This window comes from Synechococcus sp. UW86 (assembly GCF_900474085.1).
In the GTDB taxonomy this organism is placed as follows: Bacteria; Cyanobacteriota; Cyanobacteriia; order PCC-6307; family Cyanobiaceae; genus Parasynechococcus.
In genome coordinates, this window is the sequence record NZ_UCNU01000017.1 from 464059 (window position 1) to 483515 (window position 19457).

18 protein-coding genes are annotated in these 19457 nt (G+C 59.8%); 3 read left to right on the forward strand and 15 right to left on the reverse strand.

Going from position 1 to position 19457, the window contains the following annotated elements; genetic code table 11:
- Positions 1 to 1674, forward strand: a complete 1674-nt coding sequence (gene ilvD / locus DXY04_RS11035) for a dihydroxy-acid dehydratase (RefSeq protein ID WP_115162096.1) — start codon at positions 1 to 3, stop codon at positions 1672 to 1674.
- Positions 1675 to 1685: 11 nt separating this feature from the next.
- Here the strand turns inward: ilvD and DXY04_RS11040 are convergent, their stop codons facing one another.
- The 7 genes from DXY04_RS11040 to glpX form a co-directional block, all read right to left on the reverse strand.
- Entirely contained in the window at positions 1686 to 2054 is a 369-nt protein-coding gene (locus DXY04_RS11040) for a hypothetical protein (RefSeq protein WP_114989084.1), read from the reverse strand.
- Positions 2055 to 2058: 4 nt separating this feature from the next.
- Positions 2059 to 2619 carry a CIA30 family protein gene (locus DXY04_RS11045; RefSeq protein ID WP_115162097.1) on the reverse strand — a complete coding sequence of 187 codons (561 nt, stop codon included), beginning with the start codon at positions 2617 to 2619 and terminating at the stop codon, positions 2059 to 2061.
- Positions 2600 to 3313 (reverse strand): 6-phosphogluconolactonase, encoded by a 714-nt coding sequence (pgl, locus tag DXY04_RS11050; RefSeq protein WP_115162098.1) that lies wholly within the window; start codon positions 3311 to 3313, stop codon positions 2600 to 2602. Before pgl ends, DXY04_RS11045 begins: the two co-directional genes overlap by 20 nt.
- 11 nt (positions 3314 to 3324) lie before the next feature.
- Complete coding sequence (gndA, locus tag DXY04_RS11055) at positions 3325 to 4743, reverse strand: NADP-dependent phosphogluconate dehydrogenase (RefSeq protein ID WP_115008972.1); 1419 nt, start codon at positions 4741 to 4743, stop codon at positions 3325 to 3327.
- A 134-nt stretch (positions 4744 to 4877) separates the two neighbouring features.
- The gene (locus tag DXY04_RS11060) at positions 4878 to 6173 is read right to left on the reverse strand and encodes a glucose-1-phosphate adenylyltransferase (RefSeq protein WP_115162099.1); all 1296 of its coding nucleotides are present in this window, start codon (positions 6171 to 6173) and stop codon (positions 4878 to 4880) included.
- A gap of 121 nt (positions 6174 to 6294) precedes the next feature.
- Positions 6295 to 7593, reverse strand: coding sequence for a glutamyl-tRNA reductase (locus DXY04_RS11065; RefSeq protein WP_115162100.1), 1299 nt, complete (start codon positions 7591 to 7593; stop codon positions 6295 to 6297).
- A 31-nt stretch (positions 7594 to 7624) separates the two neighbouring features.
- On the reverse strand, positions 7625 to 8629 hold the full coding sequence (gene glpX / locus DXY04_RS11070) for a class II fructose-bisphosphatase (protein ID WP_006851350.1): 1005 nt from the start codon (positions 8627 to 8629) through the stop codon (positions 7625 to 7627).
- A 150-nt stretch (positions 8630 to 8779) separates the two neighbouring features.
- Here glpX and rpe point away from each other — a divergent pair, with 150 nt between their 5' ends.
- Together rpe and DXY04_RS12590 are read left to right on the forward strand one after the other, a co-directional pair.
- Complete coding sequence (gene rpe, locus DXY04_RS11075; RefSeq protein ID WP_115008971.1) at positions 8780 to 9463, forward strand: ribulose-phosphate 3-epimerase; 684 nt, start codon at positions 8780 to 8782, stop codon at positions 9461 to 9463.
- Positions 9464 to 9617: 154 nt separating this feature from the next.
- Positions 9618 to 9746, forward strand: coding sequence for a hypothetical protein (locus tag DXY04_RS12590; protein ID WP_256377352.1), 129 nt, complete (start codon positions 9618 to 9620; stop codon positions 9744 to 9746).
- 815 nt (positions 9747 to 10561) lie between these two features.
- Here DXY04_RS12590 and ccsB read toward each other — a convergent pair.
- The 8 genes from ccsB to DXY04_RS11120 all read right to left on the reverse strand — a co-directional run bounded on the left by ccsB (position 10562) and on the right by DXY04_RS11120 (position 19390).
- Positions 10562 to 11476 carry a c-type cytochrome biogenesis protein CcsB gene (gene ccsB / locus DXY04_RS11085; RefSeq protein ID WP_115162102.1) on the reverse strand — a complete coding sequence of 305 codons (915 nt, stop codon included), beginning with the start codon at positions 11474 to 11476 and terminating at the stop codon, positions 10562 to 10564.
- Between the two features lie 38 nt (positions 11477 to 11514).
- The gene (locus DXY04_RS11090) at positions 11515 to 12675 is read right to left on the reverse strand and encodes an LptF/LptG family permease (protein ID WP_244278676.1); all 1161 of its coding nucleotides are present in this window, start codon (positions 12673 to 12675) and stop codon (positions 11515 to 11517) included.
- The gene (gene lptB / locus DXY04_RS11095; protein WP_115162104.1) at positions 12675 to 13403 is read right to left on the reverse strand and encodes an LPS export ABC transporter ATP-binding protein; all 729 of its coding nucleotides are present in this window, start codon (positions 13401 to 13403) and stop codon (positions 12675 to 12677) included. The genes DXY04_RS11090 and lptB overlap by 1 nt, the downstream gene beginning before the upstream one ends.
- Positions 13400 to 13777, reverse strand: coding sequence for an LptA/OstA family protein (locus DXY04_RS11100; RefSeq protein ID WP_370593127.1), 378 nt, complete (start codon positions 13775 to 13777; stop codon positions 13400 to 13402). The genes lptB and DXY04_RS11100 overlap by 4 nt, the downstream gene beginning before the upstream one ends.
- Positions 13778 to 13887: 110 nt before the next feature.
- Positions 13888 to 14244, reverse strand: a complete 357-nt coding sequence (locus DXY04_RS11105; protein ID WP_115162106.1) for a DUF309 domain-containing protein — start codon at positions 14242 to 14244, stop codon at positions 13888 to 13890.
- Entirely contained in the window at positions 14244 to 16052 is a 1809-nt protein-coding gene (gene typA / locus DXY04_RS11110; protein WP_114989070.1) for a translational GTPase TypA, read from the reverse strand. Before typA ends, DXY04_RS11105 begins: the two co-directional genes overlap by 1 nt.
- A 57-nt stretch (positions 16053 to 16109) precedes the next feature.
- The gene (locus DXY04_RS11115) at positions 16110 to 18641 is read right to left on the reverse strand and encodes a U32 family peptidase (RefSeq protein ID WP_115162107.1); all 2532 of its coding nucleotides are present in this window, start codon (positions 18639 to 18641) and stop codon (positions 16110 to 16112) included.
- Complete coding sequence (locus tag DXY04_RS11120; protein ID WP_115162247.1) at positions 18638 to 19390, reverse strand: M15 family metallopeptidase; 753 nt, start codon at positions 19388 to 19390, stop codon at positions 18638 to 18640. Before DXY04_RS11120 ends, DXY04_RS11115 begins: the two co-directional genes overlap by 4 nt.
- Positions 19391 to 19457 lie beyond the last annotated feature (67 nt).

Below are 19457 nucleotides of genomic sequence, written 5' to 3' on the forward strand. Positions count from 1 at the left end.
ATGCTTCGCTCCGACGCCGTCACCAAGGGGATTCAGCGGTCTCCCAACCGCGCCATGTTGCGGGCCGTGGGCTTTGGAGACAGCGATTTCGGCAAGCCCATCCTGGGCATCGCCAACGGCTACAGCACCATCACCCCCTGCAATGTGGGGCTGAACGACCTGGCCAAACGAGCTGAGGAAGCGGCCCGGCAGGCCGGAGGCATGCCACAGATGTTCGGAACCATCACCGTGAGTGATGGAATCTCCATGGGCACCGAAGGGATGAAGTACTCCCTGGTGAGCCGTGAAGTGATCGCTGACGCCATCGAAACGGCCTGCAATGGCCAGAGCATGGATGGGGTGCTGGCCGTTGGTGGCTGCGACAAGAACATGCCCGGTGCCATGCTCGCGATGGCACGGATGAACATCCCTTCGGTGTTCGTCTACGGCGGCACGATCAAGCCGGGCAAGCTGGGCGGCTGTGATCTCACGGTGGTGAGCGCTTTTGAAGCGGTCGGCCAACTGACCAGCGGCAAGATCGACGAAGAGCAGCTCACCGCAGTTGAGAAAAATGCCTGCCCTGGGGCTGGCAGTTGCGGCGGCATGTTCACCGCCAACACCATGAGTGCCGCCATCGAAACGATGGGTCTCAGCCTCCCCTACAGCTCCACGATGGCTGCCGAGGACGAGGAAAAGGCCGACAGTGCCGCTCGCTCCGCCGAAGTGCTGGTGGAGGCCGTGAAAGCCAACATCCGCCCCCTGGATCTGCTCACCAAGGAAGCCTTTGAGAACGCCATCAGCGTGATCATGGCGGTGGGTGGCTCCACCAATGCGGTGCTGCACCTGCTGGCCATTGCCCGCACCGCCGGCGTTGACCTGAGCATCGATGACTTCGAACGGATTCGTCAGCGGGTGCCGGTGATCTGTGATCTCAAGCCCAGCGGCCGCTACGTGACCGTTGATCTGCACAACGCCGGCGGCATTCCCCAGGTGATGAAGCTGCTGCTGGATGCAGGCTTGCTGCACGGCGACTGCCGAACGGTGGAGGGCAAAAGCCTGAAGGAGTTGCTCGCCGATGTGCCCTCGGAGCCGCACTCAGGGCAAGACGTGATCCGCCCCCTGAGCAATCCGCTTTACGCCAAAGGGCACCTCGCCATCCTCAAGGGCAACCTCGCCAGCGAGGGAAGCGTGGCCAAGATCAGCGGTGTGAAGACACCTGTTCTCACCGGCCCGGCGCGGGTGTTTGAAAGCGAGGAAGACTGCCTTGCCGCCATCCTCGACAAAAAGATCCAGGCCGGGGATGTGGTGGTGGTCCGCAACGAGGGTCCCGTCGGGGGACCGGGCATGCGGGAGATGCTGGCTCCCACCTCAGCGATCGTTGGTCAGGGCCTTGGGGACAAGGTCGCCCTGATCACCGATGGCCGCTTCAGCGGCGGCACCTATGGCCTGGTGGTGGGTCACGTGGCTCCTGAAGCCGCCGTTGGTGGAACGATCGGGCTGGTTCAAGAAGGCGACAGCATCACGGTTGATGCTGATCAGCTGCTGCTCCAACTCAACGTGGATGACGCGGAACTGGATCGCCGCCGGGCGGGATGGAGCAAGCCGGAACCCCGTTACCGCAAAGGAATTCTCGGCAAGTACGCGCGGCTCGTCTCCAGCTCAAGCCGGGGTGCGACCACCGACCACGCCGATTGAATTCGGCGCGATCAAACAGCCGGTTGCACCAGAGCCCGTAGGCGCCGACCCAATGCTTCAAGCGGGGCGGCATCCTGCGGTGCAGCACAGCGCTGCCCAGATGCGCCATCCATCCAGACCGGATGGCGCCCGTGCCAGAGCATCGGACGTTCCGGTTGGTCCCACCAGCTCAGCATCAGATTGATCTCGTCGCCACTCCGATAGATCTCCAGTTCAAGATCCTGATCAGAGCAACGCTGGCCGTCGCCATCACGGCATTCAATCCGCACGTGCAGATCGTCGATTTGTTCTGGAGCCGAAGGATCGATCAGAACAACAGCATGGCTCCAGGGCTTGAGGCAAACGTCAGCCGCCTTGGCAATCAACACCAGAAGGTCCATGGACTCAGGGCAAGGCGCGGATTGAACGGATCAGCACCCGGATGGAGCCAGCGCGAAACCCCGGATTGAGATCCCCAGCATCGCCGAATTTCGAGTGCAACACCTGAATGCGGGTGATGCCACTGGGATCGAAGCGCAGCGGTAAGCCAACGGGCTTGGCACGCACCGTGGGTCTGAGGTCGGCGAATGGCACCACAACAGGGGTCAAACCGGACGGTTTGGTCGCAACATCCACCACCCAGCGGAGACCACCGGGAATCAGTTCCGTGAGTCCCATGGCTCCATCCCGGCAACCAAGGGCAATCTTCAGGGTGCGTCCCTCACCCTCAACATCCAGCTGAAGTGCTGAATAAGGGGACAGATCGAGCGGGGGCTGCAGGCGAGGGGAGCGGCAGCTCACGAAACCACCGCCGGTTTCCACCAGCTCCCCGTCCAGCACGAGTCCGTCGGGGGTCACGCGGCAACCGGCACGGGATCGGCCGCCCATGATCGTGTCGTTCAGGCTGGCCCAGTCAGCAAAGTTGCTGCCCTGGAAAAGGATCTGTTCAGAGGCCGGCGGCTGCATCCTGATCAGCAAGGATCAGCACATGACTAGCAGGTTGAACCAGCCGAGCGGGAGTGCGATCGGAGGATTCGGAGGGATCGACCAGTCGACGGAGGGCCTCCCGTTTACCGGCACCACTGACGAGGAAGATCACCTGACGGGCGGCACTAAGCACAGGAGCCGTCATGGTGATGCGATCCAACCCCTTGCCGCGCCCGATGGTCGTCCAGCGATCCAGCACCGCTGGAGCCTCGGTGCCGGGGAACAGGGATGCGGTGTGGCCGTCATCCCCCAGGCCCAGCAGCATCACGTCGAACACCGGTGGGGCTCCTGAGCACAGCTGAGAAAGCTGGTCAGCAAAAGCCTGGGCACTGGCCTCAGGGCTCTCCAGTTCCACGGTGGGAACAGGATGAAAAGCAGCTGAAGCTCCAGGCCCGGGTGCGAGAAGGGTGCGGCGCAGCATGCCGGCGTTGCTGGACGCATCGTCGGCAGCCACCCAGCGCTCGTCACCCAGCACAACGTCCACCCGGTCCCAGGGCAACCGTTCCTGACCGAGCAGGGAGTAGGCACTGGCGGGGGTGCTCCCACCGGAGAGAGCGATCTGGCAGCGGTCCCGTTGATCCAAGGCCAGATCAATTTGGGCAGCAACAGTTTCACAGGCCTGACGGGCGAGGTCCTGAGGATCCTTGGCCCGCTCGATACGGTAGTTGGTCATCGCTCAACCACTCAGCTGAGCCATTCGGTGTGGAACGTGCCCTCCTTGTCGACCCTTTGGTAGGTGTGGGAGCCGAAGCAATCGCGCATCGCCTGAACCAGGTTCTGAGGAAGGCGACCGGAGCGGTAGCTGTTGATGTAGTCGAGGGTGCTGCTGAAGCAGGGAACGGGAATACCGGCCTCGGCGGCACCGGCCACCACTTGAGCCAGTCCGGGAAGCCGTCGGTTGATCTGTTCAGCGAACCAGGGATCAACCATCAGGTTGGGCAGCTGGGGATCAGCGTGAAAAGCATCCTGAATGCGCTTCAGCAGACGGGCCCGAATGATGCAGCCACCCTTCCAGATCTGAGCGATCGACGGCATGTGGAGTTCATAGTCGAGGTCCTGGGAGGCGATACGCAGAAGCTCCATGCCCTGGGCATAACTGGCGATGCAGCTCAGCACCGTGGCATCCATCAGCGGAGCCATGGCATCGTCAGGCGTTCCCAGGTCAAAGTCCTTGATGGTTGGTCCTTTGAGGATCGATTCGGCCGCCACGCGTTGGGGCTTCATCGAGCTCATCACCCTTGCATTGAGAGAGGCATAGATGGTGGGAACAGAGGCACCCATCTGCAGCGCTGTCACCACGGTCCAGAGGCCCGTGCCCTTCTGACCAGCCTGATCGGTGATTTTTTCCACCAGATCAGTGCCATCAACGGGATCCTTGGTGCGGAGACACACCTCGGTGATTTCCACCAGATACGACGACAACTCTTCTGTGGCGTTCCATTGACCGAGAACGTCGGCCATCTGCACACCGGTCATTCCTTTGACCCGCTTCATCAGGTCGTAGCCCTCGGCAAGGATCTGCTCAATGCCGTATTCGATCCCGTTGTGGACGGTCTTCACCAGGTGTCCTGACCCGCCGGGACCGATGTAGGTCACGCAAGGTCCGTCTTCGACCTGAGCCGCCATCTTGTTCACAAGGCCCTCGATGGCCTCGTAGGAGGTCTTGGTTCCTCCGGGCATCATGCTCGGCCCCTCCAGGGCACCTTTGGCGCCACCGGACACACCCATACCGATGAAACCGAAGCTCTTGCTCTCGAGTTGCTTCACCCGACGTTCGGTGTCGTGGTAGTCGGAGTTGCCTCCATCAATCAGCAGATCGCCTTCTTCGAGATAGGGGGAGAGCTGATCAACAACGGCATCGACGGCGGGCCCCGCCTTCACCATCATCAAAATCCGGCGGGGCCGTTCCAACTTGCCAACGAAATCTTCGAGGTCAGTGGCGCCCTGAATGTTCTTGTCCTTGCCACGCCCCTGGAGGAAGTCTTCGGTTTTGGCGTAGGTGCGGTTGTAGACAACACTGGAAAAACCGTTGCGTTCCGCATTCAGGACGAGGTTCTCGCCCATCACGCCAAGACCGATTAGGCCGAAGTGAGACTTGGACATGGCCGGCAGGACCACTGAGGACTGATCTCAGTGTGTTGATCTCGCCTGGTCTCGACTGCAAATCAACCAATAAATGTCAGGAATGAGCCATCGGCAGAAAGACGCCGGCGCATTCCTGAAAACGGATGCTGCCCTCAGATCACCGTTCCATCAGCGATGGTGGCGTTTTTCTGAACCACCACAATGCCGTTGCGGATGTAGAAGCCCTGATCGGAACGGTCGGCTTCTTCCACGTTGTCCTTGTTGATGATCGAGACACCCGAACCAATGCGGGTGTTCTTGTCGAGGATGGCGCGTTTGACTGTGGTGCCCTTGCCGACGCCAAGAGGAATGCCTCCGCGCTCTTTCAAGACAGCGCGTTCGTCTGGAGATTCGAAGAAGTCGGCCCCCATCACCAGCGTGTCCTGAAGCACGCAGTCACTTTCAATTCGACTGCGCACCCCGAGAACACAGTGGTGGATGCTGCAGGACTTCAGGATCGAGCCTTCGCCAACAATCGAGTTGGTGATCTGGGCGTCAACCAGCTTGCTGGGCGGCAGATAGCGAGGACGGGTGTAGATGGGGAATTTCTCGTCGTAGAAGCTGAAGGGGGGCGTGGGTTGTTGGGTCAGGGCGAGGTTGGCTTCATAGAACGCACCGATGGTGCCGATGTCTTCCCAGTAGTCGTCGAACACATAGCTCTGAAGCTTGTCGCCCCGCGCGAGAGCCTCGGGAATGATCTCCTTGCCGAAATCCTTGTGCCCGGGATGCTTGTCGAGCAGATCAAAGAGGGTCTGACGGCTGAAGACGTAAATGCCCATCGAGGCCAGATAGGGCCTTTCCTTGGCTGAATCGGCACTGAGGCCGAAGCGAGAGGTGTCGACAGCCATCTCCAGCAGCGAATCACCCTTGGGCTTCTCGCGGAACTCCTTGATCGAGCCGTTTTCATCGGTCCGCATCAGACCGAAGGCCTCTGCCTGGTTGGGATCAACGGGAAGGGCAGCGACGGTGAGATCAGCACCTGAGCGGCGGTGGTGCTCGATGAAGAGGCTGTAATCCATCCGGTAGAGCTGGTCGCCGGAAAGGATCAGGTATTCATCAACATCCCATTCCTGGAACAACCACTGGTATTTGCGTACAGCGTCTGCAGTACCTTCAAACCAAGTTGGACTGTCGGGGGTTTGCTGAGCTGCGAGCACCTCAACAAAACCGCCACCAAAGGAATTACTGAGGTTGTAGGTCTGACTGAGGTGACGGTTCAGTGACGCACTGTTGAACTGCGTCATCACGTACATCTTGTTGATGTCGGAGTTGATGCAGTTGCTAATCGGAATATCAATCAGTCGATATTTGCCTGCCAGAGGGACGGCCGGCTTGGCGCGCATTTTTGTGAGCGGATACAGGCGTGTGCCTGCACCGCCGCCCAGAATGATGGCCAAGACCCGCTTCATGCCGCTGTCCCAAATCGGCGTTGCCGCAAGAACTTACCGGAGTTTTTGGCTTCGCAACCGTCTTTGGGAAGAATCAGTCGAGATTACTGGGATTCAGATCGCGACTGAATCGCTCGAGAGCTCAAGAAGCTTCCAAATCGAACAGTCGTTCGACAATTCGGAGGGCCTGTTGGCGATCCTGACGGGTCTGGGGAGCCCGCAGCTGGGTCACCGGCGTGTGGAGGATTTTGTTGATAATTCCTTTGCTCAACGCTTCGACAACCTTGCGTTCCCGGGCTGAGAAATCAGGGCCCATTCGGCTGAGGGCTTTCTGGAGTTCCTCCGAACGGATTGACTCCATCGAAGAGCGCAGCTGGTTGATGGTCGGCACAGCCTCAAGGCTGTCCCACCACTCGAGGAACTGCTGCGCTTCTTGCTGAAGCAACTGCTCAGCCTCGCGGGCCATGGCCTGACGGGCTTCCTGGTTACGGGCAACGACCTCTTGCAGGTCGTCCACATCGTGGGATTCAACGCCGTCCACATCGGCAGCATCCGCAGCAATGTTGCGCGGCACACCGATATCAATCAAGCGCAACTGGCTGCGCCGGTTCAGAGGAGCCAGACGTGCGGCATCAATGATCGGATCATCGGCGGCGGTGCTGGTGAACATCAGCGAGCAGGTGCTCAGGTACTGATCCAGATCCGTAAGCGGCCTGCACTGAATAGGAAGATCAGGGAAATCAGCCGACAGCTGCTCGGCCCGTTCAACGGTGCGGTTGAGCAGAACAACACCCGAGGCACCTTTGGCCTGAAGGTGCTGGAGCAAAAGACGGCTCATGCGCCCTGCACCAACAACGGCGATCTGCTCGCTTTCCAGGGTGACCAGTTGATCCAGACCTCGGGATTGACCGAGCTTGAGCTGGGCGAGCTCAACGGCAGCTGAGCTGATCGAAACAGCCCCCGTTCCGAGGTTGGTTTCACTGCGCACCCGTTTGCCGGTGGAAACAGCCTGGGTGAGCAAGCGGTTCAGGATCGGACCCAGGGATTTGTGCTCCTGGCCGAGCCGCATCATTTTTTTCACCTGGGAGAGGATTTGACCTTCCCCCAGCACAAGGCTGTCGAGACCAGCTGCCACCCGCATCAGGTGGTCGACAGCGTCTTCGTGGTGGTAACTGAACAGGTGGGGCGTCAGCTCCCCTGTCTCAAGACCGGAGTGACTGCTGAGGAAGTCGCTGACAGCAGACACGCCGAGGTCCGGATTGCGGACCAGGGTGTAAATCTCAAGGCGGTTGCAGGTGCTGAGGATCGATGCCTCGAGCACCTGCTCATTGCCGCGCAGGGATTGAAGGGACGTCTCCATGGTCTGCTCAGGGATGCTGAGCCGTTCCCGGATCTCCACCGGTGCCGTCCGATGACTGAGGCCGACGACGGAGATATGCATGAAGACGTTCCTCTCAACCAGTTGATGACGATCAGCTCAGAGCGATGCTCTGGGCGCCGTCTTTGATGTGCACGGTGTTGGTGAAGCGGCAGGTGTTGTCCAGGTTGCTGATCACCAGGCTGCTTGTGCGGGTGCAGTCCTTTTCGAACTTAACGCCATCGAAGAGCAGACCATCCGTGATGCCGCTGCCAGCGAAACAAACATGCTCACCGCAGGCCAGCTCCTCAGCTTCATAGACCTTGTCGGGATCGGCGATGCCCATCTCAGCGAGACGCGCCAGGTTGCCCTCTTTGGTCATGTCAGCCCACTCGGAGGTCTGAGCAATCGCAGGGTCATACACCAGTTGGCCCTGGAAGTGACCACCAAGAGCGCGCATGGCAGCGGCGGAGATCACACCTTCAGGGGCAGCACCGATGCCCATCAGGCAGTGGGTTCCGGTACCAGCGAAACCGCAGGCGATGGCGGCCTGAACGTCTCCATCAGAGATGGGCTGGATGCGAGCGCCGGTGGCACGGATCTCAGCGATCAGGTCCTTGTGACGGGCGCGGTCCATCACCACGATGTTCAGCTCGTCGACGGGGAGACCCAGGCACTCGCTGAGGATCTTGATGTTTTCAGTGGCTGATTTGCGGATGTCCACCTTGCCCTTGGCTGCCGGAGGAGCAGCCAGCTTCTTCATATAGAAGTCGGGGGCATTGAACAGACCGCCACGGTCGGAAGCGGCGAGAACAGCCATGGAGCCGCGCTGGTTGAAGGCGCAGAGGTTGGTGCCTTCGCAAGGGTCAACAGCAAAGTCAACGCCGGGGCCGGTGCCGGTGCCGACCTCTTCTCCGATGTAGAGCATTGGGGCTTCATCACGTTCCCCCTCTCCGATCACGATGCGGCCCTGCATCTGGATCTGATTCATGCGCTTGCGCATGGCATCAACGGCCAATGCATCGGCTTCATCCTTCAGGCCTTTGCCGGAGAGCGAGGCGGAAGCGATGGCGGCCTGCTCGACGATCTCGAGAATTTCCTGAATGAGGGTCTGATCCACGGGACTCCGGATGAGGTGGGACGGGTTGGCGAGATCTCCTGGACGGGCAGTTGGCCGTCGCCGCAGTGGATCTCGACGTCTGAGCGCGGCTCACTGTATCAGTGGTTGCAGGAGTCCCTAAAATCTCCCGGCACTTCGCGCTCCTCATCAATGAGCACCAAGCCCCTGGTGATCTCGCCGTCAATCCTGTCGGCTGACTTCGCACGCCTCGGCGAAGAAGTGAAAGCCGTGGACGAAGCCGGTGCGGATTGGATCCATGTGGATGTGATGGACGGCCGCTTTGTTCCGAACATCACCATTGGACCGCTGATTGTTGAGGCGCTGCGGCCGGTGACCCAGAAGCCCCTGGACGTTCACCTGATGATCGTTGAGCCGGAGAAGTACGTCCCCGACTTCGCCAAAGCCGGTGCCGACATCATTTCCGTGCAGGTTGAAGCCTGCCCTCATCTGCACCGCAACCTCGCTCAGATCAAGGACCTGGGCAAAAAAGCAGGTGCAGTCCTGAACCCATCAACACCGATCGACACCCTCGAGTACTGCCTCGAGCTCTGCGATCTGGTGCTGATAATGAGCGTGAACCCCGGTTTCGGGGGCCAGAGCTTCATCGAAAACCAGGTTCAGAAAATTCGCGACCTGCGCCGCATGTGCGACGAAAAGGGTCTCGATCCCTGGATCGAAGTGGATGGCGGCATCAAAGCAGGCAATGCCTGGAAGGTGATCGAAGCAGGTGCCAACGCGATTGTGTCCGGCTCCGGTGTGTTCAACCAGCCCGATTACGCCGAAGCGATCAAGGGAATCCGCAACAGCAGCAGCAAGGAAGCTGTTCTTGCCTGATCAGGAGACCATCAGCTGAACACCACAAGCCCGGCAGCCGATGCCGGGCTTTTTTTATGAGCACTTCAAGCAAGAACCCAACGCTTGAACAGTTTTATCATCTCCAAAGATTTGGAGGCCACAGTGATGCGAACAGGCCTCCGATAATCAATGGATGAATGATGACGTCAAATTGGTTGGCGCCTTCCTGGCGCTGAATGCTGGTGTGATCGCATTGGCTATTGCCGGATATCTCAAAGGGAGCATGAATATCGGTGCAGTCCTTCAATATCTTGCTCAATAGTTCCGTTGACTTTGCGCATCGGTCAGGTCCAGGCTCTCTTCCCTGCCGCTGAGTTGAAATACGGATGATGAAAGTAGTTCCTCTGGAGGAGACTGGGAGAGTCGAAGTCGGAGGCGTCCAATGCGTGACGACGGTCCAACTGAGCAAGATCTAGAAGCTGCCTGACTGGTCTGACAAGCCATACAGCCAGACGCTTCGTTCAGCTTCAAAGAACGCCAACAAGGTTTAGGCCATCCCTTTGCAGGGGTGGCCTTCCTTTTTGCCCGTTGGCTTGATGCATGTCCTGAGAAGCCAACAACAACTTGGAAGGGCAGCACGCCAATCAGTGACGTGGATCACAAAACAAGACTGAAGATCATGGAATTATTCAATCACGCGATGGACCACAGGTCACGGCGCGAGATTCACGCATAACCGGGAGAACAGCATGAACAGACGAGGCATCCATCCACTGCTTCGGGGTCTTGATCGGCCTCAGCGGGTCGCACCTTCAAGACGCGCTGTCTTGCTGTCTGGCCTGGAATCGGCGCAGCGGAAGCGTTATCTGCGCTCTGAAGCAGAAGAGAGTGAAACCTCCCAACAAACGATCCGGCATCGAGCGTCTCAGTGAGGAATGCCCCCTGCAGGCGCTGATTTATTCGTTGCTACTGGGCCTTGAATCCCCTCGTTGCGCAAACTGCCCTACGAGGCACACATCCACACGATGCTGTCCATATTGAAAGATCCCTGAGATAGGGGATCTGGACAGGGAGATGAATCCCTCATCCGAGGGTGAAAGTTGTGGCTTGAGAACATTTCTCTTTGATCACTGGAGTTCAGAAAAACCAGCCGTAGCTGTGCAAACCAATGCCCAGCAGATTCACCCCGATGTAACAAACAGCGATCACCACAAGGCCAACCACAGCCACAAGAGCTGGGCGTCGGCCCTGCCAACCTCGACTGAGGCGGGTGTGCAGATAAGCGGCATACACCAGCCAGCAGATCAAGGCCCAGGTTTCCTTGGGATCCCAGCTCCAGTAGCTGCCCCATGCTTCATTCGCCCAAACAGCACCACTCACGATGCCCACCGTAAGCATCAAGAACCCAACCGTGATGGTGCGATAACTGAGGCTGTCGAGTTGCTCATTGGTGCTCAGCTGAACCGATTGCAGCTGAACAGAACCACCATTCGCGATTGAGGCCGCCTGACGAAATCCACCACTGCCAATGGAACTACTCCTGAGTTCAAGGGATTGGTCGCGATCGGTGACCAACACCGCCAGGGAGAGCAGGGATCCCACCAGCAGTGCGGCGTAACTCACCATGATCACGCTCACATGCATGACCAACCAGCTTGAGCGCAGGGCGGGAACCAGAGGAGCCGCTGACTGCAATTGATCGGGCAAGGCAAAGCTGGCGAAGGCAATGCAACCAAGGCCCATGGGGGTGGCAGCAGCCGCAACGATGGGAGAAGGCCAGGCCCGTTCCACCAGCAGCTGGGTGAGGGTGCAAGCCCAGGCGAGAAAGCACAGGGATTCGTAAAGGTTGCTGATCGGGAAGTGGCCGGATTGCCACCAACGCAAAATCAGCTGAGCCGTGAACAGAAGGTTGGCGACGGCCACCAGCAGCCGCACCAAGACAGCCCGGGACTGGCTGGACACCGCCCAGAAAGCCAGGGGCATGGCCAGCAGCAGCAACACAAAGCCAGCGAAACCAAGACTGGTGACGAGCTCAAAGGGCGTGTTCAGCACACCATTTCCTGAAGACACGTCGATTCTGCCCCGGCCAATCAGCGACTGGCCTGTTTCAGCAACAGACCACCCGCCCCAAGAAACAACATCACAGGCAGCCAGGCCGCCAAGATCGGCGGCAGGGTTCCCTTCACCCCGAGGGAACTGAAGCTGAAACCAATCACGTAATAGACAGCGATGATGCCGAGGGTGAGCACAAACGAGAAGCTTCGGCTGCTTCGGTAGCTGGGCTGAGCGCCGAGGGTGGCTCCAAACAAGCCAAACACCAGACAGGCCATCGGAACCGTGAACTTCTCCTGGATCCGCACACGGATTTTGCGGGCTTCCTTGATGCTGCCGGCCTCTTCGTAGAGCCTCTCGGCCTGCAATGCTTCAGCAACAGTCATGTTGACCGCATCTTCTTCAATTCCTGCCAGGCGCTGAGGAGCTGAGTCAAGAGGGTACAGATAACGTTTGAAATCGGCCTTGGTAGAGCTTCCATTAGCCATCAAAGTGAGTATATGTCCATCCAGGAAATACCAACCAGCCTGATGTTCATTCCAAATAGCCCTATCAGCTCTCAACATCTGAGTAATTCCAGATCTAGAGAAGTCAAGAACCGTTACATCTTTCATTTCACCATCCTGAAATTTCCGTGAATAAAACAGTTGCAATAAGCCTCTGTCTGCCGACTTTCCAGCTACTCCAGTACGCCTACCAAATCGAGGGTAAATAATGTCTTCTCCATTTTTATTAGCTACAGCTTGGCCCAAACCCCGCTTTAAGCTGACTTCTGCATAACGCTCACTGCGGGGCACGACCACATCGTTCAAGACGAAGCTGAACAGAGTCATCGCCATCGAGAGGGCGAGAGCGGCACTGATCATCCGCTTCGTGGTGATGCCGAGGCTGCGCAGGGCGGTGAGTTCGTTGTTTGCGGAAAGACGGGTGAACACAAACAGCGAAGCCATCAGCGTTCCAATCGGCACAGAGAAGGCCAACCAACGCGGAATGCTGAACAAGAGCACCTGAGCTGCAACTGTGATCGGCAGGTTCTTATCGACCATTTGCCGCACCAGTTCAAACATCACGCCGCCCGTCAGCAGCAACAGGGTGAACAGGGCAATGAAGAACAGAAGCGGACCAAGAAGCTCCTTGAGCAACCAACGATCCAGAAGGTCCAGCCGCATCCAGGTGGCCCGTTTGAGACGATCCAAAATCACAGTTGGAATCCCTCCCCGAGGTAATAACGACGCACCTGTGGATCAGCTGCCACCTCCTCGGAACGTCCTGCGGCCAACACCGCACCATCGTTGAGGATGTAAGCCCGATCAGTGGTGGCCAGGGTTTCGCGCACGTTGTGATCGGTGATCAGAATCCCCATGCCCCGGGAGCGCAACACCTCGATCAGCAGCTGCAGATCCGCCACCGCAAGGGGGTCGACGCCGGCAAAGGGTTCATCCAAAAGCAGATACGTCGGTCCATTGGCACCCGAGGCCAGTGCCCTGGCCACTTCGCAACGGCGACGTTCACCCCCAGAGAGTTGGAAACCAAGACGGTTGATGAACGCGCTGAGGTGAAAGTCCTCGATCAACTGCTGGCGCCGATCCCGACGCTGCTCTGAGCTGAGATCGGTCTGTTCAAGAGCGATATCCAGATTTTCACGCACCGTGAGATTGCGAAACACACTCGCTTCCTGGGGCAGGTAACCCACACCAAGCCGGGCTCGCTCCGGCATGGGCAGATGGGTGACCCGCTCACCGTTCACCGTCACCTCGCCCTGATCAGGGGAGAGCAAACCGATCACCAGATTGAAGGTGGTGGTTTTTCCAGCTCCATTGGGACCGAGCAGGCCGACCACCTCGCCGGGGGCAAGCTTCAGATCCAAGCCCTTCACCAACTGGCGGCCCCCAAGGGTGATGGAGACATTCGACAGTTCCAGGGTCATGGAGTCACCGGGTTGGTCTCGGCCTGAACGTCGAGCACGGGTTGGCTGGGAGTGAGCGACCACTGACTGAACACCTGCTGGCCGGGAACAGGGCTGGCAATCGCGCGACCTTCATCCAGGAGATAAGTAAACCGATCAGCGCGGAGCTGGTTGCCATCAGCCTGGATCACATCAACATCACCACTCAGCACAATCCGGTCTTCCTCCGTGAAGTACTGGGCTTGTCGGCTGGTGGCCACCAAACCACGACCGGCGTGCACCAAGCGAACGTTGCCACTGGCGGTGATCACACCCGTTCCGTTGTCGGCCGATTGCAGGTCGGACTCAATCGTGATGACGCCAGCGTCAGCTGTTTGCTGAGCCTGGGCCGACAACAGGGGCCAAAGGGCGGCCAGAAGGGGCAGAGCTAAAAGAAGCCCCCGAGAACGGAGCATTGCTTTCACTGCCACACCACCTGCCCAAGTTCGTCGAGATTACCGGCGCTTCAGCGCATGGACTCAAGAACGGGGACAGTGCATGACTCGGGATCCCCATCCTGCTGAAGCGCCTCAAGCCGCTGTTGCGCAACACGGCACAGAGACGCAAGATCCAAGCCAAGATCCGGGGTTCCAGGACGTTTGAGACGACCCAGAGCTTCACCGAAAAGAATCGTGGCGCCGCGCCGGTTGCCCCGTTGCAGGTGCAACTGCGCTACTGCCACCTGCAGGATCCCCTGAAGGCTGCGCCGTTCCGGATCAGCTGTTTCATGCCAGAGCTCCTCAAACAGATCATGAGCGGCGTACCACTCACCTGCATTGAAGAGCTCCACACCCTGCTGAAAGCGAGGGTCCGCCTGAGGCATCAGCGCTTGGACTTGGCCGGCTTCTTGCCGGGAAGTTTGCGCAGACGGATCGACTCGGGCGTGACTTCGAGCATCTCATCGGGACCGATGTATTCCAGCGCTCGCTCCAGCGTCATCTGCACCGGTGCTTGAAGCGTGTCCAGTTCCTCAGCGCCCGCGGAACGCATGTTGGTGAGCTGCTTGGTCTTGCAGACGTTGATCTCGAGGTCCTGAGGCCGGTTGTATTCCCCGATGATCATTCCCTTGTATACCTTGGTGCCCGGGCTGATGAAGAACTGGCCGCGATCCTCGGCGTTCTTGAGGGCATAGAACGTTGCTGTTCCTTCTTCGAAGGCGATCAGCACACCGTTCCGGCGGGTGTCGAATTCACCCATCATCGGCCGGTATTCATAGAAGGAATGGCTCATGATTCCTTCGCCGCGGGTGGCCCGGATGAATTCACCGCGGAAACCGATCAGACCGCGGGAGGGAACGATGAACTCCAGCTGGGTGCGGCCATCAGCGCTGGTTTCCATGTTCTGCATCTCGCCCTTGCGGGTGCCCAGTTTTTCGATGCAGCTGCCCACCGCTGGTTCAGGCACATCCATCACCAGGGTTTCCACCGGCTCGCATGGGGTGCCATCGATGGTGCGGTAAATCACCTGCGGCTGGGACACCTGGAACTCATAGCCCTCACGGCGCATGGTCTCGATCAGGATGCCGAGGTGCAGCTCACCGCGACCACTCACCGCAAACCGGTCCGGTGAATCGGTGTCTTCCACACGCAGGGCAACGTTGGTGAGCAACTCACGCTGCAGGCGGTCACGCACCTGACGGCTGGTGACGAACTTGCCTTCCTTGCCCGCAAAGGGTGAATCGTTGACGACGAAGGTCATCTGCAGGGTGGGCTCATCCACCTTGATCAGCGGCAGAGCGGTGGGCTCATCGGGGCAGGCGATGGTTTCGCCGATGTTGACGTCGTCAAAGCCAGCCACAGCCACCAGATCACCGGCAGACGCCTCTTCGATCTCGACGCGCTGCAGCCCCTCGAAGCCCAGCAGCTTGCTGATGCGGCCCTTCTTGATGCTGCCGTCGTCCTTGATCAGCGCAGCGTTCTGACCCTGTTTGATTTTTCCGTTGTGAACGCGGCCAATGATGATCCGGCCGAGGAAGTCGGAATAGTCAAGGGTGGTGATTTGCAGCTGGAGGGGCTTCTCCGGATCACCAACCGGGGGCGGAACGTGACGCAGGATGGCATCGAACAGCGGACGCATGTTGTCGCTGTCGGTCTTCATGTCGGGCTTGGCGAAGCCTCCGAGACCGCTGCCGAACAGGTAGGGGAAATCGCACTGATCATCGTCAGCGCCGAGTTCGATGAAGAGGTCGAGCACCTTGTCGACGGCGGTCTCGGGATCCACCCGGGCACGGTCGATTTTGTTGACGAACACGATCGGACGCAGGCCCTGCTCGAGGGCCTTCTTCAGCACAAAACGGGTCTGGGGCATCGGCCCCTCGTTGGCATCCACGATCAGTAGGCAACCGTCAACCATGCCCAGCACCCGCTCCACTTCTCCACCGAAATCGGCGTGACCAGGGGTGTCAACGATGTTGATCCGGGTGTCGTTGTAGGTGACAGCCGTGTTTTTCGACAGGATCGTGATGCCCCGCTCACGCTCCAGGTCGTTGGAGTCCATCACACAGGTGGGGACGGCCTCGTTGTCGCGGAAAATTCCTGACTGCGCCAACAGCGAATCGACCAGAGTCGTCTTGCCGTGGTCAACGTGGGCGATGATCGCGATGTTGCGGATCGCCTTGTTGTTGGCGCTCATGCGGGCTGACCGTAAGTATTTGTGAAGAACGCCAAAGGCGCAGTGGGACAGGTTATCTCAACGTGAGAATCGACTGGTGCGCTCCGGACCCTTGCTGCGCAGGCTGCCGCGGGTGACGCCCAGCTGGTGGTGGATCTGCTCCTGGGACCAGACCTCCTGGGTGGCCATCCGACCCGCCAGAGCCTCGGCGTAAAGGCTGACGCGCCGTTGCGTCGCAGCGGCATCCTCATCGAGAAGTTCGAGCCGGATCCTGCGCACGCCTGCCCGCAGCAGCGACGGAAGCGCTTCAACGCCCGATTGCGCCGTCCCATTGAAAAGGGTGTTCCGACAACCCAGATCAGCCCGCAGTGGGTGTTCAACGCCACTGCGATCCCGCAGAGTGACGTGATGCTTCTCACAGGGACGACCGCAATCGGTGTGGTCCTTGCCGTCCGAGAGGAATGCACAGAACAAGCAATGCTCCATGTGGAACAACGGCATGTGCTGGTGCAGGGTGACCTCCAGCAGCGCTGGATCAACGGCGGCGGCCAGATCCAGCAGTTGCTGAAGGTTGAGGTCGTAACTGGCCGTGAGTCGCTGCAGCGCCCAATGGTCGCGATACCAGTGGAAACTCAGGGGGTTGGCGGTGTTGAGGGAAAAGTCACCAATGCAGGGGGCCAGCGGCGTCAGCACCTCCAGCTGATCGGCATTTCGCACCAGGAAGCCGTCAGGACGGGCCCGAATCAGTGGCTCAAGCGACCAGCGTTCATCAGGCCGTGTGATCCGTGCACCGGCCAGCCATACACCCTCAGGCCAGCAGCCTCGACCGATCGCCACCGCTTCCCTCAGCTCCCGAGGCTGCTCGAGATCCGCCACCACCGAGCGAATCGGCAGGTCCGTGCCGGAGAGATCCACCAAGGCCTGCAGCTGCTCCAGGCTGCGCACCAGCACCACCAAGCCTGGCTTGGTCTCGCTGAGGGGAGCGACAGCTGGTGGGCACATCTGAGCCAGCAGCTCCGTTGGGTCTGCCGTTTTAGTGGCTGCAGGGACAGGCCCTGAATCGGTGCTGCAGTCCCCTGTGGCCTCCAACTGCTCCAGCAGAGCCCTGCGCATGCGGTTTAGTTCCGCCACGGGCAGAAAAAGATCGCCCTCCAGTTCGATCTCCAAATGCTGAAGCGACCAACCGGTTCCCCCCAGGCGTCCCAATTGCTGCTCAAGCTTTTCCCGGTCCAGGGGGCGCTGCGAAGCACTCTGGAGCGGCATGGTGCTGCAGAGCTTCAGCTCAAATCCCTGGGGCTCCAGCACCTGCAACTCCAGCGGGGCATCCAGCCGACCGGACACCCGCAGCGCCAGATCCCTGGACCGAGCCTCCACCGTGCGACGGGCGGCACGCTGCCAACGGGAGTGCCAATCGGGATCACTGGTGAGCCAGACCGAGGCGCCAGCTCTCAAGCCAGAGCCATCCACACGATCGGGCCCCAGGCGCAGCTTCCAGCGTTCGTCGCCCATCCGCTCACACACCATGATCCGGCCACCGATCTCCCGAGGCGGCTGCAGCGGGTCGGACGACAGTTGTTCCAGCACAAGGCCCTGCCCGGGATGCAGCTGTTCCCGGCTGCGCAGATGCAACCAACCACCCCGCTCCACCCGCAGCAACTGCCCCAGCAGCGGGCCCCGCTTCTTGCTCCAGCGGCCATGCACCAGACGGCGATGGTTCACCCCTTCAAGCCAACCGGTGGAAAGGCCTCGGGAAAAGGCCAGCTCAAGCTGGCGTTGCACCTGCGGCGCCGAAGCGGGGGTTTGATCCAGGCGCTGGCGATAGGCGTCGGTGACGGCTGCCACGTAGGCAGCATCCTTCAGACGCCCTTCGATCTTGAGGCTGGCCACGCCGATGCGCTGCAACTCCGGCAGCAGCTCCCAGGCCGCCAGATCCTGGGGCGAGAGGAGGTAGCGCTGGTCTTCAAGGGGGTGGGGTTGCCCATCCACCACCATTTCGTAGGGCAAGCGACAGGCCTGGGCACACTCTCCTCGATTGGCACTGCGCTGCCCGAGGGATTCACTGGTCAGACATTGACCGGAATAGGCGACGCAAAGGGCGCCATGCACAAACACCTCCAACGGCATCGCAAGGTTCCGCTGAACCAGTTGTGTCTGCAGTCGCTCGAGATCACGCAGGGCCAGCTCACGGGCCAGCACCACCCGCTGGCAACCGAGCGCCGCAGCCTGGGCAATACCCGCGGCACTGGTGATCGACATCTGGGTTGAGCCATGCACACAGAGATTCGGCACCAGCCGCTGGGCCAGGCGACAGAGCCCCACGTCCTGGACGATCACCGCATCCACACCGGCTCGATCTGCAGCGATCAGCAACTGAGCCGCTGCCTCCAATTCATCGCTGAACACCAACACGTTGAAGGTGAGGAATCCCTTCACCCCCCGCTGATGCAGCCACTGCATCACCTCAGGAAGGTCTTGCAGTCGGAAATTCTCAGCCCGCTGGCGGGCGTTGAAGGCATCAACGCCGAAATACACCGCATCGGCACCGGAGGCAGCGGCCGCCTTCATCGCAGCCCAGTCGCCGGCAGGTGACAGCAGTTCGGGAACGGTCAAGGGTCGCGCCTGGAGAACCGACTGGCCGGCTCGAACAAACGCAGTGCATCCGCATTGCCCTCGTAGCGCCAATGCCAGGGCTCGTACATCACACCCTGTTTGTTGCCTTCAGGGAAGGACAACACGAAGTGATATCTCGCCGCATGGTCCTGCAACCAGCGAAAGGCGGCGGTGTCTTGAAAGCTCTGGGAGAGGTTGGTCTCAGGGAAACGGCCATCGCCTAGATCAACGGCGTAACCCGTGCTGTGCTCGGAGTAGCCCGGTGGAGCTGACACCTGGGCTCGCTCTTCGGCGGTCTGGTTCCGTTCGGAGGCCACATCAAAAAAGATCGATTCCTGGAGGGCCAGGGAGCGGAATCCACTGAGCAGACGCAGATCGATCCCGTCAGCCAAGGCGAAACGCATCATCGTGTCGAGGGCCTCGGCGGCTTTCACATTCAGCTCGATCCCCGGTTCAAAGACGATGAGTTGATCAGCGTCAGCCTCTCCATAGGGGAAGTGGCCCAGGAGTCGGCCATCGGCGTCAGGACGTTCGCGAAAGCCTGAAATCTCAAGGCTCTGCGTGGGCTGGCGCCGTGACAGCAGCGTGGGAACCAGCATCACGGCAGCCAGGCTTCCAGCACAGACGAGAACGAGCCCAAACAGCAAGCCAGCTGCGCCATTTCCCTTGCGTTGACGCGGCTGCCGTGTTCGTCGAGCGACCGGAATGTCCTCCCGCTCGATGCGTCGCGCAGAGGAGGCCCGAACCAAGGCGCTGATGCGTGTTGTTTCGATCGTAAAGGCAGCAGCCAGCTCAACCCACAATGGTTGTTGTGAC

Excerpts from the sequence above, each read along its gene's own strand:
- rpe (WP_115008971.1), top strand. The coding sequence starts at position 8,780 with ATGAGCACCAAGCCCCTGGTGATCTCGCCGTCAATCCTGTCGGCTGAC.
- lptB (WP_115162104.1), bottom strand. The coding sequence starts at position 13,403 with ATGACCCTGGAACTGTCGAATGTCTCCATCACCCTTGGGGGCCGCCAG.
- DXY04_RS11045 (WP_115162097.1), bottom strand. The coding sequence starts at position 2,619 with ATGCAGCCGCCGGCCTCTGAACAGATCCTTTTCCAGGGCAGCAACTTT.
- typA (WP_114989070.1), bottom strand. The coding sequence starts at position 16,052 with ATGAGCGCCAACAACAAGGCGATCCGCAACATCGCGATCATCGCCCAC.
- DXY04_RS11105 (WP_115162106.1), bottom strand. The coding sequence starts at position 14,244 with ATGCCTCAGGCGGACCCTCGCTTTCAGCAGGGTGTGGAGCTCTTCAAT.
- gndA (WP_115008972.1), bottom strand. The coding sequence starts at position 4,743 with ATGTCCAAGTCTCACTTCGGCCTAATCGGTCTTGGCGTGATGGGCGAG.
- DXY04_RS11065 (WP_115162100.1), bottom strand. The coding sequence starts at position 7,593 with ATGCATATCTCCGTCGTCGGCCTCAGTCATCGGACGGCACCGGTGGAG.
- DXY04_RS11040 (WP_114989084.1), bottom strand. The coding sequence starts at position 2,054 with ATGGACCTTCTGGTGTTGATTGCCAAGGCGGCTGACGTTTGCCTCAAG.
- pgl (WP_115162098.1), bottom strand. The coding sequence starts at position 3,313 with ATGACCAACTACCGTATCGAGCGGGCCAAGGATCCTCAGGACCTCGCC.
- DXY04_RS12590 (WP_256377352.1), top strand. The coding sequence starts at position 9,618 with ATGAATGATGACGTCAAATTGGTTGGCGCCTTCCTGGCGCTGAATGCT.
- ilvD (WP_115162096.1), top strand. The coding sequence starts at position 1 with ATGCTTCGCTCCGACGCCGTCACCAAGGGGATTCAGCGGTCTCCCAAC.
- DXY04_RS11060 (WP_115162099.1), bottom strand. The coding sequence starts at position 6,173 with ATGAAGCGGGTCTTGGCCATCATTCTGGGCGGCGGTGCAGGCACACGC.